Below are 13752 nucleotides of genomic sequence, written 5' to 3' on the forward strand. Positions count from 1 at the left end.
CCGCCTTCTTCTAGGACGCTGCTCTTTTTTCCGCATTGGCCTCCTTTTCCTTTTTATCGGCCTTTGGATTTGCATCTTTCTTGGGTGCTTCAGGCTTGGCAACCGCTTCGCGGTCTACCAGCTGCACGACGGCCATGGGGGCATCGTCGGAAACGCGGTTGCCGGCCTTCAGGATGCGCAGGTAACCACCGGGGCGCTCCTTGAATCGCACGCCCAGATCATCGAACAGCTTGCCAACAATCGCGCGGTCGCGCAGGCGCGAGAAGGCCAGGCGTCGGTTGGCGACACTCGGCTGCTTGCCCAGGGTGATCAGGGGCTCGGCAACACGGCGTAGCTCCTTGGCCTTGGGCAGGGTGGTACGAATCTGTTCGTGGCGGAACAGCGATACCGTCATATTGCGGAGCATGGCCTTGCGATGCGCGCTCGTGCGATTGAGTTTTCGGCCGCTCTTCAGGTGTCGCATGGATAAATCTCCCGGGTCTGCCTAGGCGGTTTCGGTCTTGCCCGCAGTGTCCTGGAGGGAGGACGGCGGCCAGTTTTCCAGTCGCATGCCGAGGGACAGGCCATGCTGGGCCAGCACATCCTTGATCTCGGTGAGCGATTTCTTGCCCAGGTTCGGCGTCTTCAGCAATTCATTCTCAGTGCGCTGAATCAGGTCACCGATGTAGAAAATATTTTCCGCCTTCAGGCAGTTGGCGGAGCGAACCGTCAACTCAAGGTCGTCCACCGGGCGGAGCAGGAGCGGATCCATCTGCGGCTCGGCCTTTTCTTCCTTGGCGCCTTCCTCGCTCTTGAGGTCGACGAACACGGAAATCTGGTCCTGAAGGATGTTGGCTGCCCGACGGATCGCCTCTTCCGGATCGATGGCGCCGTTGGTCTCGATGTCCAGTACCAGTTTGTCCAGGTCCGTACGCTGTTCGACGCGGGCATTCTCTACATCGTAGGCTACGCGGCGGATCGGGCTGTAGGAGGCATCAAGCTGCATGACACCGATGGACTTGCCCTCTTCGCTGTCACCCGCGACCACCGGCATATAGCCGCGACCACGCGTCGCCGTCAGCTGCATATCCAGCGAGGTACCCTTTGTGAGGGTAGCGATCAGATGATCCGGGTCCACCACTTCGACATCATGTTCCAGGGTGATGTCGGCCGCGGTGACGGGGCCGGGGCCGCTCTTGCTCAGATTCAACACGACCTCGTCGCGGCCATGCATGCGCAGTGCAAGGGTCTTCAGATTCATCAGGATTTCGATTACGTCTTCCTGCACGCCTTCGATGGCGGAGTACTCATGTAGCACGCCGTCGATCTTTACCTCGGTGATTGCGCAACCGGGCATGGACGACAACAGGATGCGGCGCAGGGCATTGCCCAGCGTATGACCGAAGCCACGCTCCAGAGGTTCCAGCGTGACTTTGGCACGCGTATTGGAAACGGCCTGCACATCAACAAGCCGGGGCTTCAGGAACTGAGTCGCAGAACTTTGCATAGTGTCCCTTTAAACGTTAATTCGGTTCGAATCGATTACTTCGAGTACAGCGCAACAACCAGGGCTTCGTTGATATCGGAAGACAACTCCGCGCGGTCAGGAACGGCCTTGAAAACGCCCTTCATTCCGCTGGTATCAACCTCGACCCACTCCGGGAACCCGCGCTGTTCCGCGGCCTCCATAGCGGCCTTCACGCGCAGCTGCGCCTTGGCGCCGTCGGCCAGCTCGATCTGGTCACTGGCCTTGACCTGGTATGAAGGGATATTCACCCGCTTACCGTTAACCTTCACACCATTGTGGCGTACCAGCTGACGGCACTCGTCGCGCGAGGCGGCAAAGCCCATGCGGTAAACCACGTTGTCCAGTCGCGATTCCAGCAGTTGCAGCAGGTTCTCACCGGTTGATCCCTTCTGGCGATCAGCCTGGTCGTAATAATTGCGGAACTGCCGCTCGAGCACGCCGTAGATGGTGCGCAGCTTCTGCTTCTCGCGCAGCTGCAGCCCGTAGTCAGATACCCGGCGGCGGCGCTGGCCGTGCTGTCCCGGCGCATAGGAGCGTTTCTCCAGCGGACACTTGTCCGTGAAGCACTTCTCTCCCTTCAGGAACAACTTGCCCCCCTCGCGGCGGCAAAGACGGCATTTCGGGTCTGTATAACGGGCCACTACTGCTTACTCCACATATATATGGTTACACGCGACGGCGCTTCGCGGGGCGGCAGCCGTTGTGCGGGATCGGGGTGACGTCGACGATGCTCGCAATCTCATAGCCCAGGGCATTGAGTGCGCGAATGGACGAATCGCGGCCCGGTCCCGGACCTTTGACCCGCACTTCCAGCGTCTTCAGGCCGTATTCCTGCGCCTTACGTCCGGCACGCTCGGCCGCGATCTGCGCAGCAAAGGGCGTACTCTTGCGCGAGCCGCGGAAACCGGAACCGCCACAGGTCGCCCAGGACAATACATTGCCCTGACGGTCACTGATGCTGATGATGGTGTTGTTGAACGACGCGTGAACGTGGGCGATGCCCTCGGCGACGTTCTTCTTCACCTTCTTCTTGGAACGGCTAGCTTGCGTTGCCATGAATCTTCACCCTACTTCTTGATCGGCCGGCGCGGTCCCTTGCGGGTGCGGGCATTGGTCTTGGTCTTCTGACCGTGGACGGGCAGACCGCGACGATGGCGCAGACCGCGGTAGCAGCCAAGGTCCATCAATCGCTTGATGTTCATGGTCACCTGGCGGCGCAGATCGCCTTCCACGGTACGCGCGCCAACTTCGCGGCGAATCTTCTCGACCTCGTCTTCGGTGAGGTCCTTCACCTTGCGGTCGCGCGGAACCGCCACGGCGTCGCAGATGTCCTGCGCCGTCTGGCGGCCAATGCCGTAGATCGACGTCAGCGCGACGTCGACATGCTTATGAACCGGTATGTTGATGCCTGCAATGCGGGCCATTCACGTATTCTCCAAGGACCGACCGGGGGCGCGAAAACGCGCAAGGATACTGTCCAACACCCCAAAAATCAACCAATTAGACCCGAAACCGGGTCCCCAACTATCCCTGACGCTGCTTGTGCGTCGGGTCCGAGCAAATCACCCGTACCACGCCCTTGCGCCGTACGATGCGGCAATTTCGGCACAATTTCTTCACCGATGCCCTGACTTTCATGACTACACTCCTGTCCGTTCGACGCCGGCCCTAGCGCGGCAGCGTCATCCCGCTCAGGTTCGCCTTCTTCAGCAGGCTCTCGTACTGGCGGGACATGATGTGGGTCTGCACCTGGGCCATGAAGTCCATGCACACCACCACGACGATCAACAGGGACGTTCCGCCAAAGTAGAACGGCACGTTCCAGTTGACATACAAAAACTCGGGCAGCAGACACACCAGTGTGATGTAGACCGCGCCCCCCAGAGTCAGCCGCGACATGACCTTGTCGATGTACGAGGCGGTTTGCTCCCCGGGACGAATTCCGGGAATAAACGCCCCGGATTTCTTCAGGTTGTCCGCTGTCTCCTTCGGGTTGAACACCAACGCCGTATAGAAGAAGCAGAAAAACACAATCGCCGACGCGTACAGCACCGCATACAGGGGCTGCCCGGGCGAGATCGTGGTCGCGACATTTCGCAACCAGGCCATACTCTCGCTCTGGCCAAACCAGTTCGCCGCCGTCACCGGGAACAGGATGATACTGGAGGCAAAGATCGGCGGAATCACGCCCGCCATGTTCACCTTCAGTGGCAAGTGGCTGCTATGCCCCCCGATCATCCGCCGTCCCTGCTGCCGCTTGGCGTAGTTCACCGTGATCCGGCGCTGGCCCCGTTCCACGAATACGACGAAGGCGGTCACGCCAACGGCGACAATAAACAGCAGCAGGACGAACAGCGGCTGAAATGTCCCGCGTTGTGCCAGGTCCAGCGTCAGTCCCACGGCTCCGGGCAGGCCGGAAACGATCCCGGCGAAAATCAGCATCGAAATCCCGTTGCCGATACCGCGCTCGGTAATCTGCTCGCCCAGCCACATCAGGAACATGGTCCCGGTAACCAGCGTTACCACGGTGGTGATGATGAATCCGGTTCCCGGAGTCGATACCACCTGGTGCCCGCCAGGCTGACTCTCCAGTCCCACGGCGATCGCACCCGCCTGCACGATGGCCAGAACCACGGTGCCATAGCGTGTGTACTGCGTAATCTTGCGGCGCCCGGCCTCGCCTTCCTTCTTCAGTTCCTCAAGTGAAGGAACCACGGACTGCAGCAGCTGCACGATAATAGATGCCGAGATGTACGGCATCACGCCCAGCGCAAACAGCGACATGCGCTTGAGCGCGCCACCACCGAACATGTTGAACATGCCGATGATCGAATTCTGTGTACCCTTGAACATCTCCGCCAGGGCAATGGCGTTCACCCCCGGTATCGGGATGTGGGCACCGATCCGAAATACAACCAGGGCGCCAAGCAGGAACAGGATTCGGTTGCGCAGGTCGGTAAGCCGGCCGGAGCCGCCCGCGCCTGGCATGCCTGCCGCTGCTCGTGCCATCAGTCCTCGACCTTGCCGCCCGCGCCGGTAATCGCTTCCCTGGCGCCCTTCGTGGCCATCAAACCCTTCACGGTGACGGCCTTGTCCAGCTTGCCGGACAGGAAGACTTTGGCGCGTTTTGCGTTCTTGCCGATGATGCCGGCTTTTTTCAGCGCGTCCAGATCAATCACGGCCGCATCCACCTTGGCAAGCTCGGCCAGGCGTACTTCCACCGTATCCTTGTGGAACGGCGCAACGAAACCGCGCTTGGGCAGGCGACGCTGAAGCGGCATCTGCCCGCCTTCGAAGCCGACCTTGTGATAGCCGCCGGCACGGGCCTTCTGACCCTTGTGACCGCGGCCCGAGGTCTTGCCCAGACCCGATCCGTGACCGCGACCCAGGCGCTTGCTGCCCTGCTTGCTTCCGGTCGACGGTTTGAGTGTATTCAGTCGCATGCTAGATCTCCTCGCAGCGCACCATGTACGACACCTTGTTGATCATGCCGCGGATCGCCGGTGTATCTTCCAGCTCCACGGTGTGGCGAATCCGGCGCAGGCCGAGGCCGCGCACACAGGCCTGGTGCACTCGCCCGGCACCGATCGGGCTTTTCGTCAGGGTTACCTTCAGTTTCTTCGCCACGTCTGTTCCCCTAGCCGAGAATTTCCTCGACGGTCTTGCCACGCTTGGCGGCAGCACTGTCCGGACTCTGTACCTTGAGCAGACCCTTCACCGTCGCACGCACCACATTCACCGGGTTGCGTGAGCCGATGGACTTGGCCAGCACGTCTTCCACGCCAGCCACTTCGAACACCGCGCGCATGGCGCCGCCGGCGATGATGCCGGTACCCTTGGACGCGGGCTTCATAACCACCTTGGCGGCACCGTGCTCGCCGACCATGTCGTGGTACAGCGTGGTTCCGTCCAGCGACACACGGATCATGTTACGACGGGCATTTTCCATGGCCTTCTGTACGGCCACCGGCACCTCGCGCGCCTTGCCACGACCGATGCCCACGCGGCCCTTGCCGTCGCCAACCACGGTCAGTGCCGAGAAGCCGAAAATCCGGCCGCCCTTGACCACCTTGGCCACGCGCCGGATGTTGATCAACTTCTCCTGGAAGTCGTCGCCGCGAACACTTGCACCTGTTGCCGCCATAATCTATCGCCTCAAAACTTCAGTCCGTTTTCCCGGGCCGCATCCGCCAGAGCCTTGACCCGACCGCTGAAGGAAAAACCCGAACGATCGAAGGCCACGTCGGTAACACCGGCCGCCTTCGCCTTGTCCGCAATGCGCTTGCCGATCACGGCTGCGGCGTCGCGGTTGCCACCATTCTTGAGCTGGCTGCGCACCTCGGCCTCCAGCGTCGACGCGCTGGCCAGGACGCGACCGCCCGTCGGATCGATGATCTGGGCATAGATGTGCCGCGGCGTCCGGTGGATGCACAGACGCGTGCTGCCAAATTCGGCAATCTTGTACCGGGTCTTGCGCGCACGACGCGCCCGTCTGGAAAATTTGTCCATAGTCCTCGATCCGCCCTACTTCTTCTTGGCCTCTTTCATGACCACGCGTTCGTCGGCATAACGCACGCCCTTGCCCTTGTAGGGCTCCGGCGGACGATAGCGGCGAATCTCCGCGGCCACCTGGCCAACCTGCTGCTTGTCCGAGCCCTTCACGACGATCTCCGTCTGTGTCGGGCATTCAATCGTGATCCCGTCGGGGATGGGATAGGCCACCGGGTGGGAAAAGCCCAGGGTCAGATCCAGGGCCTTGCCCTTGACCGCCGCGCGATAACCCACACCAACAATGGCCAGCTTTTTCTCGAAGCCCTGGCTCACACCTTCGACCATGTTCCCCACCAGGGCCCGGGTGGTACCCGCCATGGCCCAGGCGTCGTCGCTCTTGGCCTCGAAGCGGACTTCATCCCCTTCCTGGTTCAGATCCACCGTCGCGTGCAGACGCTGCTGCAACTCGCCCTTGGGGCCTTTTACCTTGATCACACCGCCTTCGACGCGAACTTCAACGCCGCTGGGCAGTTTGACCGGATTCTTTGCTACGCGAGACATTCGATTTCACCTACGCTACGTAACACAGGATCTCGCCGCCGACACCGGCCTTGCGAGCATCCCGTTCGGTCATTACACCCTTGGAGGTCGAAACGATGGCGACACCGATGCCGCCCGCCACCTTGGGCAGATCGTCCTTGCCCCGATACTGACGGCGTCCGGGCTTGCTGTACCGCTGCAACTGCTCGATGACCGGCTTGTTGTTGTAGTACTTGAGCTCGATCTCCATGACCGGCAGACCGGTTTCTTCCGCCTGGCTCACACCGGCGATAAAGCCCTCGTCCTGCAGCACCTTGGCCACCGCCATCTTCAGCTTGGACGCCGGCATGCGCACGCTCACCTTGTCCGCACGCTGGGCGTTGCGGATGCGGGTCAACATGTCCGAAATCGGGTCTGTCATCATATCGGGTATCTCTTCCTTACCGTCTGTCCGGTGTCTTACCAGCTCGCCTTGTGCGCGCCCGGTACTTCGCCCTTCATGACCAGTTCCCGCAGCTTGTTGCGGCCCAGGCCGAATCGGCGGTAATAGCCGCGCGGGCGGCCGGTCAGTCCGCAGCGGTTGCGAACCCGGGTTGGGCTCGCATCGCGCGGGATTTTCTGCAGCGCCAGCGTCGCCTCGTAGCGCGTTTCGTCGTCCGTGTTCGGATTCTTGATCAGCGCCTTCAGCTCCGCACGCTTGGTTTCGTACTTCGCGATGGTTTTCTTGCGCTTAACGTCGCGCGCGACCATGCTTTTCTTCGCCATCTCGTCTTTCCTCTAGCTGCGGATCGGGAACCGGAAGGCATCGAGCAATGCCCGGGCCTCATCGTCGTTCCGCGCCGTGGTTGTAATCGTAATATCCATTCCGCGGATCTGATCGATCTTGTCGTAATCGATCTCCGGGAAGATGATCTGTTCGCGCACACCCAGGGTGTAGTTGCCACGACCGTCGAACGACTTGCCGGACAGCCCACGGAAGTCCCGGACACGCGGGATCGCAATATTGATCAGACGATCCAGAAATTCGTACATTCGATCGCGGCGCAGCGTGACCTTGCAGCCGATGGGCCAGCCCTGGCGCACCTTGAAGGCGGCCACAGACTTGCGTGCCTTGGTAACCACAGGCTTCTGACCGGCCAGCGCGGTCATGTCATTGACGGCGTTCTCAATCAGCTTCTTGTCCGCCATGGCCCCGCCGACACCCATATTAATGGTGACCTTCTCGATCTTCGGGACCTGCATGACACTGCTGTACCCGAACTGCTTCATCAGCGCCGGGACAACTTCCGTCTTGTAGTACTCTTGTAAACGTGCGTTTGCCATATTCCTGTACCCGGACTAGATGTCCGCGACCTCACCGCTCTTCTTGAAGTAGCGCACGCGGCGCCCGTCTTCCAACGTCTTGATACCCACGCGTTCCGGCTTGCCGGTGACCGGATTTACCAGCCCGACATTCGAAACATGCAGCGGTGCCTCACGATCCACGATGCCGCCGGGCTCGCTCTTGTTCGGATCCGGCCGCACGTGCTTCTTGACCATATTCACGCTGCCCACAAGCACGCGATTGTCGGGCCGAACCTCGATCACGGTCCCCTGCTTGCCCTTGTCCTTGCCGGCCAGCACCTGCACCTTGTCGCCTTTCTTGATCTTGCGCATCTGCGTTCTCTCTACAGCACTTCCGGGGCCAGCGAAATAATCTTCATGAAGTTCTCGGTACGCAGTTCACGCGTCACCGGACCGAAGATACGGGTTCCGATGGGCTGCAACTGGGCGTTCAGAAGCACGGCGGCATTGGTGTCGAAACGGACCACCGAACCGTCGGGCCGCCGCACGCCCTTCTTGGTGCGCACCACAACCGCGTTGTACACATCACCCTTCTTCACGCGACCCCGCGGGATCGCCTCTTTCACGCTGACCTTGATCACGTCACCAATCCCGGCGTAGCGGCGCTTGGAGCCGCCCAGCACCTTGATGCACTGCACCTCTTTGGCCCCGCTGTTGTCGGCCACCGCCAGGCGGCTCTGCATCTGAATCATCGTTTTTACCCTGTTTTTTCCGTTCCGTACCGGAAAAGGCGGGCGAGTTTACCACCATTGGCACCCACCCAGAAATCTTTCCTATACCGCCGCCGGCCGCTCCAGTACCTTCACCAGACGCCAGCTCTTCTGCTTGGACATCGGGCGGCATTCCTCGATCTGCACCAGATCCCCTTCCTGGCACTCGTTTTTCTCGTCGTGCGCATGCAGCTTGGTGCGACGACCAATGTACTTGCCGTACAGCGGGTGTTTCACGCGCCGGTCGACCTGGACAGTAATGGTCTTGTCCATCTTGTCGCTGACCACGCGCCCGGTCACGCTGCGGCGGATTTTCGTGGCTTCTTCACTCATGCCGATTTACCCTGCTTTTCATTCATTACGGTACGGACACGGGCAATATCCCGCCGCACCTGCCGCAGCTGGGAGTTGTTCGCCAGCTGACCGGTCGCATTCTGCATGCGAAGATTGAACTGTTCGCGCAGGAGGCCTTCCAGCTCTTCCTTGCACTTTGCATCGTCCATCGCGCGGATGTCTTTCGCTTTCATCAGCCTACATGTCTCGCAACAAAGGTTGTCCGGACCGGAAGCTTGGCCGCCGCCAGGCGCAGGGCCTCGCGTGCAATCTCTTCGCTCACACCTTCCATCTCGTACAACATGGTTCCCGGCTGGACCAGGGACACCCAGTACTCCGGGTTGCCCTTGCCCTTGCCCATACGAACTTCCAGCGGCTTCTTGGAGATCGGCTTGTCGGGGAACACCCGAATCCAGATTCTGCCGCCACGCTTGATGTGACGCGTCATTGCACGTCGAGCCGCCTCGATCTGACGTGCCGTCAGGCGTCCGCGGGTGGTCGCCTTCAGCCCGTATTCGCCAAAGCTGACCTTGTTGCCGCGCGTAGCCAGGCCGCGGTTGCGACCCTTGTGCTGCTTGCGGAACTTCGTTCTCTTGGGCTGTAACATCTCTTCTCTACCTTATCCGTTCGTTTCTCAGGCGGATGCCTCGGCTGCTTCCGGGGCTGCCGCCGGCGTCTCTTCCTCAAAGACCTCGCCCTTGAAGATCCAGACCTTCACGCCAATGATGCCGTAGGTCGTCCGCGCCTCGGCGAAACCGTAGTCGATGTCCGCGCGCAGGGTATGCAGGGGCACGCGACCCTCACGGTACCATTCGGTACGCGCAATTTCGGCGCCGTTCAGGCGACCCGCCACCATAACCTTGATGCCTTCGGCTCGCAGACGCATGGCATTGGTCACCGCGCGTTTCATCGCGCGACGGAACATGATGCGTTTCTCCAGCTGCTGGGCGATGCTCTCCGCCACGAGCTGTGCATCCAGCTCGGGCTTGCGCACTTCCTCGACCGCCAGATGCACGGGCTTCCCGGCCATGGCCGCCAGTTCCTTGCGCAGCTTCTCGATATCCTCGCCCTTCTTGCCAATGACGATGCCTGGGCGGGCAGTGTGAATCGTCACACTGATGTTCTGCGCCGGCCGCTCAATCACAATCTTGCTGACAGCGGCGTTCACCAGCTTGCGCTTGAGAAAATCCCGCAGCTTGAGATCGGAGATCAAGGTGCCCGCGTAGTTCCGGTTTCCGGCATACCACTTGGAACTCCAGTCCCGGATAATGCCGAGACGCATGCCGACCGGGCTGACTTTCTGACCCATTACTTGCCCCCTTTACTGTTCTCGGCGACCGCCACCGTCAGATGGCTGGTGCGCTTCAGGATCTGCGTACCGCGACCCTTGGCACGGGCACGCCAGCGCTTCATGGTGGGACCTTCGTCCACCTGCACGTTGCTGACCTTGAGCTCGTCGATATCGGCGCCAGCATTGTGCTCGGCGTTGGCGATGGCGGATTCCAGCACCTTGCGCAGCGGGTGCGCGGCCTTCTTGCTGCTGAACTTCAGGATCTCCAGCGCACGGGCCACGGGCAGACCACGGACCTGGTCCGCGACCAGACGCGCCTTCTGCGGCGAAATATGCACGAACTTCAGTACAGCCTTGGTCTGTTCCATGGTGCTGTCCTACTTGGCCTTCTTGTCCGCGGCATGGCCCCGGAACGTGCGGGTCGGTGCAAACTCACCGAGCTTGTGACCGACCATGTTTTCCGTCATCAGTACGGGCACGTGCTGACGACCGTTGTGCACGGCGATGGTCAGCCCGACAAAGTCCGGCGTGATGGTCGAGCGGCGCGACCAGGTCTTGATCGGACGCTTGCTGCTTTCGGCCACCGCCTTTTCCACCTTGCTGATCAGGTGGTGGTCAACGAATGGGCCCTTGCGAATCGAACGTGGCACGGCTTACCCCTTACTTCTTCCGGCGACGGACAATCATCTTGTCCGTACGCTTGTTGGCACGAGTCTTCTTGCCCTTGGTCGGCACACCCCAGGGCGAAACCGGATGGCGGCCGCCGGAAGTACGGCCTTCGCCGCCGCCGTGCGGATGATCCACCGGGTTCATGGCAACACCGCGAACCGTCGGGCGGATGCCGCGCCAGCGCTTGGCGCCGGCCTTGCCGAGCTTGCGCAGGTTGTGTTCCGAGTTTCCGACCTCGCCCACGGTGGCGCGGCATTCAACGTGAATGCGGCGAACTTCACCGGAACGAAGGCGCACCTGCGCGTAGTTGCCGTCGCGGGCCACCAGCTGCACGGCGGCGCCGGCAGAGCGGGCCAGCTGCGCACCCTTGCCCGGCCGCATTTCCACGCAGTGTATCGTGGTACCGACCGGAATATTGCGGATCGGCAGGCTGTTGCCCGCGCGGATCGGCGCATCGGCGCCGGACATCAATTCGTCACCCTTCTGCACGCCCTTCGGAGCGATGATGTAGCGGCGCTCACCATCGGCGTACAGAACCAGCGCGATATTGGCGCTGCGGTTCGGATCGTATTCCAGGCGCTCCACGCGCGCGGCAATCCCGTCCTTGTTCCGACGGAAGTCGATCTTTCGGTAGTGCTGCTTGTGACCACCACCCTGGTGACGCACGGTAACCCGGCCGCCGTTGTTGCGGCCACCGGCACGGCTCTGCTTCTCCACCAGGGGCGCATAGGGGCTGCCCTTGTGCAGATCCGGGTTTACGACCTTGACCAGTCCGCGGCGACCCGGCGATGTTGGATTGACTTTTACGATTGCCATTTCGGTTCTTCCCGTGGGCTACTGCGCGCCCATGAAATCAATATCGTGGCCCGGCTTCAGGCGCACATAGGCCTTCTTCCAGTTGGCCCGTTTGCCGGTCTGCTTGCCATATTTCATCTTGCCCCGGACGTTGATCACCTGCACCGTATCTACTTCCACCTCGAACAGCTTCTCGACGGCGGTCCTGATTTCCGGCTTGGTCGCGTCCTCGCGTACCTTGAATACCATCTGACGGTTCTTCTCGGCAGCGGTCGTGGTCTTTTCCGAAACGTGCGGCGCCAGGATGATCTGGTAGATGCGCTCCATGTTCATGCCAGCACCTCCTCGAAACGCTTCAGCGCGTCGGCGGTCATGACCACCTTTTCGTGCCGGATCAGGCTGACCGGATCCACACTGTTCACCGTCGCCACATCCACGCTGCGCAGATTGCGCGCCGACAGGGCCAGGTTGCGATCATCCTCAGTAGTGACGATCAGGGCATCGAAGCCGCCCAGCTTGCCCAGCATCTCGTTGAGCAGCTTCGTCTTCGGCGCATCCATGGTCAGCGACTCAACCGTAACCAGACGGCCCTGACGCACCAGCTCGGACAAGATCGACCGCATGGCGCCGCGATACATCTTCTTGTTCACTTTCTGATCGAAATTCTGCGTAGTCGCAGGGAAGACCTTGCCGCCACCGCGCCAGATCGGGCTGCGAATCGTGCCTGCACGGGCGTGACCGGTTCCCTTCTGGCGCCACGGCTTGGTGCCACCGCCACGTACCGCGGAGCGGTTCTTCTGTGCGCGGGTGCCCTGGCGGCCGCCGGCCTGGTAGGCCGTCACTACCTGATGAATCAGGGGCTCATTGAAGCGCGCGCCGAACACCGCTTCCGACACTTCCACGTCGGATTTGGCGGAGCCGCTGTCATTCACAATGCTCAACTTCATCGTTCTTTACCCTTGTTCGCCGGCGACTGCCTTGCGGGCCTTGACCGACGGACGAATGATCACATCCGCGCCCTTGGGGCCCGGGATCGAACCCTTGACCAGCAACAGGTTTCGTTCCGGATCCACGCGCACCACTTCCAGACCCTGCTGCGTCCGCGTGACATTGCCCAGATGACCGGACATGCGCTTGCCCTTGAACACGCGGCCCGGAGTCTGGTTCTGACCGATGGAGCCCGGTGTACGGTGATTCAGGGAGTTGCCGTGGCTGGCCCGACCACCGCCGAAATGGTGGCGCTTGATGACGCCGGCAAAGCCCTTGCCAATGGTCGTGCCCTGTACATCCACCTTCTGTCCCGGCTGGAACATGTCCACACGGATTTCGCCGCCGGCTTCCAGGCCCTCGTCCTCGCCTTCGTCCAGGCGAAATTCCCATACACCGCGGCCGGCGCCGGCGCCGGATTTGGCAAAGTGTCCAGCCATGGCCTTGTTCACCCGCCCGGGGCGGCGCTCGCCCACGGTCACCTGGACCGCGCGGTAACCGTCGACTTCCTCGGTGCGCAACTGGGTCACGCGGTTGGGCGCAACATCCAGCACCGTAACCGGCACTGCCGCGCCAGACTCCGCGAACACGCGTGTCATGCCAATCTTGCGTCCTACGATTCCCGTTGCCATTGCTGCAATCCGTCAGTAATCAGTTCAGTTTGATTTCCACATCCACGCCGGCCGCCAGGTCCAGTTTCATCAGCGCATCCACGGTCTTGTCCGTGGGCTCAATGATGTCCATGATCCGCTTGTGGGTGCGGATCTCGAACTGGTCACGTGACTTCTTGTTCACGTGCGGCGAACGCAACAGCGTGTAACGTTCGATCTTGGTCGGCAACGGGATGGGGCCGCGCACCAGCGCACCGGTGCGCTTGGCGGTGTCGACAATTTCCGATGCCGAGCGATCGATCAGTCGATGATCGAACGCCTTTAGCCGAATACGAATCTTCTGGTTGGCCATATCCCGTTACTCAATAATCTTCGCCACCACCCCGGCGCCGACGGTACGACCGCCTTCGCGGATCGCGAAGCGCAGGCCTTCGTCCATGGCGATGGGGGCGATGAGGGCGACCGTCATCTTCA

Annotated in this window: 28 protein-coding genes and 1 pseudogene; all 29 read right to left on the reverse strand. The window is 61.2% G+C overall.

Going from position 1 to position 13752, the window contains the following annotated elements; all coding sequences use genetic code 11:
- Positions 1-10 precede the first annotated feature (10 nt).
- A complete protein-coding gene (gene rplQ / locus P8X48_08755; protein MEJ2107403.1) occupies positions 11-463 on the reverse strand; it encodes a 50S ribosomal protein L17 in 453 nt (150 codons plus the stop codon).
- Positions 464-484: 21 nt separating this feature from the next.
- Entirely contained in the window at positions 485-1486 is a 1002-nt protein-coding gene (rpoA, locus tag P8X48_08760) for a DNA-directed RNA polymerase subunit alpha (GenBank protein ID MEJ2107404.1), read from the reverse strand.
- 35 nt (positions 1487-1521) lie between these two features.
- Positions 1522-2148, reverse strand: a complete 627-nt coding sequence (gene rpsD, locus P8X48_08765) for a 30S ribosomal protein S4 (protein MEJ2107405.1) — start codon at positions 2146-2148, stop codon at positions 1522-1524.
- Positions 2149-2173: 25 nt separating this feature from the next.
- Positions 2174-2563, reverse strand: coding sequence for a 30S ribosomal protein S11 (rpsK, locus tag P8X48_08770; protein ID MEJ2107406.1), 390 nt, complete (start codon positions 2561-2563; stop codon positions 2174-2176).
- A gap of 11 nt (positions 2564-2574) precedes the next feature.
- Positions 2575-2931 carry a 30S ribosomal protein S13 gene (gene rpsM / locus P8X48_08775; protein ID MEJ2107407.1) on the reverse strand — a complete coding sequence of 119 codons (357 nt, stop codon included), beginning with the start codon at positions 2929-2931 and terminating at the stop codon, positions 2575-2577.
- Positions 2932-3031: 100 nt separating this feature from the next.
- On the reverse strand, positions 3032-3145 hold the full coding sequence (rpmJ, locus tag P8X48_08780; protein MEJ2107408.1) for a 50S ribosomal protein L36: 114 nt from the start codon (positions 3143-3145) through the stop codon (positions 3032-3034).
- 30 nt (positions 3146-3175) lie between these two features.
- The gene (gene secY, locus P8X48_08785) at positions 3176-4495 is read right to left on the reverse strand and encodes a preprotein translocase subunit SecY (GenBank protein ID MEJ2107409.1); all 1320 of its coding nucleotides are present in this window, start codon (positions 4493-4495) and stop codon (positions 3176-3178) included.
- A 20-nt stretch (positions 4496-4515) separates the two neighbouring features.
- Complete coding sequence (rplO, locus tag P8X48_08790) at positions 4516-4950, reverse strand: 50S ribosomal protein L15 (GenBank protein MEJ2107410.1); 435 nt, start codon at positions 4948-4950, stop codon at positions 4516-4518.
- Between the two features lies 1 nt (position 4951).
- Positions 4952-5134 carry a 50S ribosomal protein L30 gene (rpmD, locus tag P8X48_08795; GenBank protein ID MEJ2107411.1) on the reverse strand — a complete coding sequence of 61 codons (183 nt, stop codon included), beginning with the start codon at positions 5132-5134 and terminating at the stop codon, positions 4952-4954.
- Between the two features lie 10 nt (positions 5135-5144).
- Positions 5145-5651, reverse strand: a complete 507-nt coding sequence (rpsE, locus tag P8X48_08800; GenBank protein MEJ2107412.1) for a 30S ribosomal protein S5 — start codon at positions 5649-5651, stop codon at positions 5145-5147.
- Between the two features lie 11 nt (positions 5652-5662).
- Positions 5663-6016 carry a 50S ribosomal protein L18 gene (gene rplR, locus P8X48_08805; protein MEJ2107413.1) on the reverse strand — a complete coding sequence of 118 codons (354 nt, stop codon included), beginning with the start codon at positions 6014-6016 and terminating at the stop codon, positions 5663-5665.
- Positions 6017-6031: 15 nt separating this feature from the next.
- Entirely contained in the window at positions 6032-6559 is a 528-nt protein-coding gene (rplF, locus tag P8X48_08810; protein ID MEJ2107414.1) for a 50S ribosomal protein L6, read from the reverse strand.
- 10 nt (positions 6560-6569) lie between these two features.
- Positions 6570-6962 carry a 30S ribosomal protein S8 gene (gene rpsH / locus P8X48_08815; protein MEJ2107415.1) on the reverse strand — a complete coding sequence of 131 codons (393 nt, stop codon included), beginning with the start codon at positions 6960-6962 and terminating at the stop codon, positions 6570-6572.
- Between the two features lie 35 nt (positions 6963-6997).
- A complete protein-coding gene (rpsN, locus tag P8X48_08820) occupies positions 6998-7303 on the reverse strand; it encodes a 30S ribosomal protein S14 (protein MEJ2107416.1) in 306 nt (101 codons plus the stop codon).
- A 12-nt stretch (positions 7304-7315) separates the two neighbouring features.
- A complete protein-coding gene (gene rplE / locus P8X48_08825; GenBank protein MEJ2107417.1) occupies positions 7316-7861 on the reverse strand; it encodes a 50S ribosomal protein L5 in 546 nt (181 codons plus the stop codon).
- 15 nt (positions 7862-7876) lie between these two features.
- Positions 7877-8194 (reverse strand): 50S ribosomal protein L24, encoded by a 318-nt coding sequence (gene rplX, locus P8X48_08830; protein ID MEJ2107418.1) that lies wholly within the window; start codon positions 8192-8194, stop codon positions 7877-7879.
- A gap of 11 nt (positions 8195-8205) precedes the next feature.
- Entirely contained in the window at positions 8206-8574 is a 369-nt protein-coding gene (gene rplN, locus P8X48_08835) for a 50S ribosomal protein L14 (protein ID MEJ2107419.1), read from the reverse strand.
- 81 nt (positions 8575-8655) lie between these two features.
- Positions 8656-8925, reverse strand: a complete 270-nt coding sequence (rpsQ, locus tag P8X48_08840; GenBank protein MEJ2107420.1) for a 30S ribosomal protein S17 — start codon at positions 8923-8925, stop codon at positions 8656-8658.
- On the reverse strand, positions 8922-9119 hold the full coding sequence (gene rpmC, locus P8X48_08845; protein MEJ2107421.1) for a 50S ribosomal protein L29: 198 nt from the start codon (positions 9117-9119) through the stop codon (positions 8922-8924). Before rpmC ends, rpsQ begins: the two co-directional genes overlap by 4 nt.
- Entirely contained in the window at positions 9119-9532 is a 414-nt protein-coding gene (gene rplP / locus P8X48_08850; GenBank protein ID MEJ2107422.1) for a 50S ribosomal protein L16, read from the reverse strand. Before rplP ends, rpmC begins: the two co-directional genes overlap by 1 nt.
- Before the next feature lie 81 nt (positions 9533-9613).
- A pseudogene (gene rpsC, locus P8X48_08855) lies at positions 9614-10234 on the reverse strand (30S ribosomal protein S3).
- Complete coding sequence (gene rplV / locus P8X48_08860) at positions 10234-10584, reverse strand: 50S ribosomal protein L22 (GenBank protein MEJ2107423.1); 351 nt, start codon at positions 10582-10584, stop codon at positions 10234-10236. Before rplV ends, rpsC begins: the two are co-directional and overlap by 1 nt.
- A 9-nt stretch (positions 10585-10593) precedes the next feature.
- Positions 10594-10866, reverse strand: coding sequence for a 30S ribosomal protein S19 (rpsS, locus tag P8X48_08865; GenBank protein MEJ2107424.1), 273 nt, complete (start codon positions 10864-10866; stop codon positions 10594-10596).
- A 10-nt stretch (positions 10867-10876) separates the two neighbouring features.
- Positions 10877-11701 (reverse strand): 50S ribosomal protein L2, encoded by an 825-nt coding sequence (gene rplB, locus P8X48_08870; GenBank protein MEJ2107425.1) that lies wholly within the window; start codon positions 11699-11701, stop codon positions 10877-10879.
- Positions 11702-11719: 18 nt separating this feature from the next.
- A complete protein-coding gene (gene rplW / locus P8X48_08875; protein ID MEJ2107426.1) occupies positions 11720-12013 on the reverse strand; it encodes a 50S ribosomal protein L23 in 294 nt (97 codons plus the stop codon).
- On the reverse strand, positions 12010-12627 hold the full coding sequence (gene rplD / locus P8X48_08880) for a 50S ribosomal protein L4 (GenBank protein ID MEJ2107427.1): 618 nt from the start codon (positions 12625-12627) through the stop codon (positions 12010-12012). The genes rplW and rplD overlap by 4 nt, the downstream gene beginning before the upstream one ends.
- Before the next feature lie 6 nt (positions 12628-12633).
- The gene (gene rplC / locus P8X48_08885) at positions 12634-13299 is read right to left on the reverse strand and encodes a 50S ribosomal protein L3 (protein MEJ2107428.1); all 666 of its coding nucleotides are present in this window, start codon (positions 13297-13299) and stop codon (positions 12634-12636) included.
- A gap of 19 nt (positions 13300-13318) precedes the next feature.
- Positions 13319-13630: a 30S ribosomal protein S10 gene (gene rpsJ / locus P8X48_08890; protein MEJ2107429.1), complete on the reverse strand. Its 312-nt coding sequence runs from the start codon at positions 13628-13630 to the stop codon at positions 13319-13321.
- 6 nt (positions 13631-13636) lie between these two features.
- Positions 13637-13752 (reverse strand): hypothetical protein (locus P8X48_08895; GenBank protein MEJ2107430.1); only part of this gene is annotated, 116 nt, incomplete at its 5' end.

The organism is Acidiferrobacteraceae bacterium (genome assembly GCA_037388825.1).
Taxonomy (GTDB): domain Bacteria; phylum Pseudomonadota; class Gammaproteobacteria; order Acidiferrobacterales; family JAJDNE01; genus JARRJV01.

What these genes read in the sequence shown, in the direction of transcription:
- rpsM (MEJ2107407.1), bottom strand. Translation starts at nt 2,931, where the DNA reads ATGGCCCGCATTGCAGGCATCAACATACCGGTTCATAAGCATGTCGAC.
- rpmC (MEJ2107421.1), bottom strand. Translation starts at nt 9,119, where the DNA reads ATGAAAGCGAAAGACATCCGCGCGATGGACGATGCAAAGTGCAAGGAA.
- rplQ (MEJ2107403.1), bottom strand. Translation starts at nt 463, where the DNA reads ATGCGACACCTGAAGAGCGGCCGAAAACTCAATCGCACGAGCGCGCAT.
- rpsN (MEJ2107416.1), bottom strand. Translation starts at nt 7,303, where the DNA reads ATGGCGAAGAAAAGCATGGTCGCGCGCGACGTTAAGCGCAAGAAAACC.
- rplF (MEJ2107414.1), bottom strand. Translation starts at nt 6,559, where the DNA reads ATGTCTCGCGTAGCAAAGAATCCGGTCAAACTGCCCAGCGGCGTTGAA.
- rpsJ (MEJ2107429.1), bottom strand. Translation starts at nt 13,630, where the DNA reads ATGGCCAACCAGAAGATTCGTATTCGGCTAAAGGCGTTCGATCATCGA.
- rpsK (MEJ2107406.1), bottom strand. Translation starts at nt 2,563, where the DNA reads ATGGCAACGCAAGCTAGCCGTTCCAAGAAGAAGGTGAAGAAGAACGTC.
- rplN (MEJ2107419.1), bottom strand. Translation starts at nt 8,574, where the DNA reads ATGATTCAGATGCAGAGCCGCCTGGCGGTGGCCGACAACAGCGGGGCC.
- rpsH (MEJ2107415.1), bottom strand. Translation starts at nt 6,962, where the DNA reads ATGATGACAGACCCGATTTCGGACATGTTGACCCGCATCCGCAACGCC.
- rplO (MEJ2107410.1), bottom strand. Translation starts at nt 4,950, where the DNA reads ATGCGACTGAATACACTCAAACCGTCGACCGGAAGCAAGCAGGGCAGC.
- rplB (MEJ2107425.1), bottom strand. Translation starts at nt 11,701, where the DNA reads ATGGCAATCGTAAAAGTCAATCCAACATCGCCGGGTCGCCGCGGACTG.
- rplE (MEJ2107417.1), bottom strand. Translation starts at nt 7,861, where the DNA reads ATGGCAAACGCACGTTTACAAGAGTACTACAAGACGGAAGTTGTCCCG.
- rplV (MEJ2107423.1), bottom strand. Translation starts at nt 10,584, where the DNA reads ATGGAACAGACCAAGGCTGTACTGAAGTTCGTGCATATTTCGCCGCAG.
- rplW (MEJ2107426.1), bottom strand. Translation starts at nt 12,013, where the DNA reads ATGAACATGGAGCGCATCTACCAGATCATCCTGGCGCCGCACGTTTCG.
- rpsE (MEJ2107412.1), bottom strand. Translation starts at nt 5,651, where the DNA reads ATGGCGGCAACAGGTGCAAGTGTTCGCGGCGACGACTTCCAGGAGAAG.
- rpoA (MEJ2107404.1), bottom strand. Translation starts at nt 1,486, where the DNA reads ATGCAAAGTTCTGCGACTCAGTTCCTGAAGCCCCGGCTTGTTGATGTG.
- rpmJ (MEJ2107408.1), bottom strand. Translation starts at nt 3,145, where the DNA reads ATGAAAGTCAGGGCATCGGTGAAGAAATTGTGCCGAAATTGCCGCATC.
- rpsQ (MEJ2107420.1), bottom strand. Translation starts at nt 8,925, where the DNA reads ATGAGTGAAGAAGCCACGAAAATCCGCCGCAGCGTGACCGGGCGCGTG.
- rplC (MEJ2107428.1), bottom strand. Translation starts at nt 13,299, where the DNA reads ATGGCAACGGGAATCGTAGGACGCAAGATTGGCATGACACGCGTGTTC.
- rplP (MEJ2107422.1), bottom strand. Translation starts at nt 9,532, where the DNA reads ATGTTACAGCCCAAGAGAACGAAGTTCCGCAAGCAGCACAAGGGTCGC.
- rplX (MEJ2107418.1), bottom strand. Translation starts at nt 8,194, where the DNA reads ATGCGCAAGATCAAGAAAGGCGACAAGGTGCAGGTGCTGGCCGGCAAG.
- rplD (MEJ2107427.1), bottom strand. Translation starts at nt 12,627, where the DNA reads ATGAAGTTGAGCATTGTGAATGACAGCGGCTCCGCCAAATCCGACGTG.
- secY (MEJ2107409.1), bottom strand. Translation starts at nt 4,495, where the DNA reads ATGCCAGGCGCGGGCGGCTCCGGCCGGCTTACCGACCTGCGCAACCGA.
- rplR (MEJ2107413.1), bottom strand. Translation starts at nt 6,016, where the DNA reads ATGGACAAATTTTCCAGACGGGCGCGTCGTGCGCGCAAGACCCGGTAC.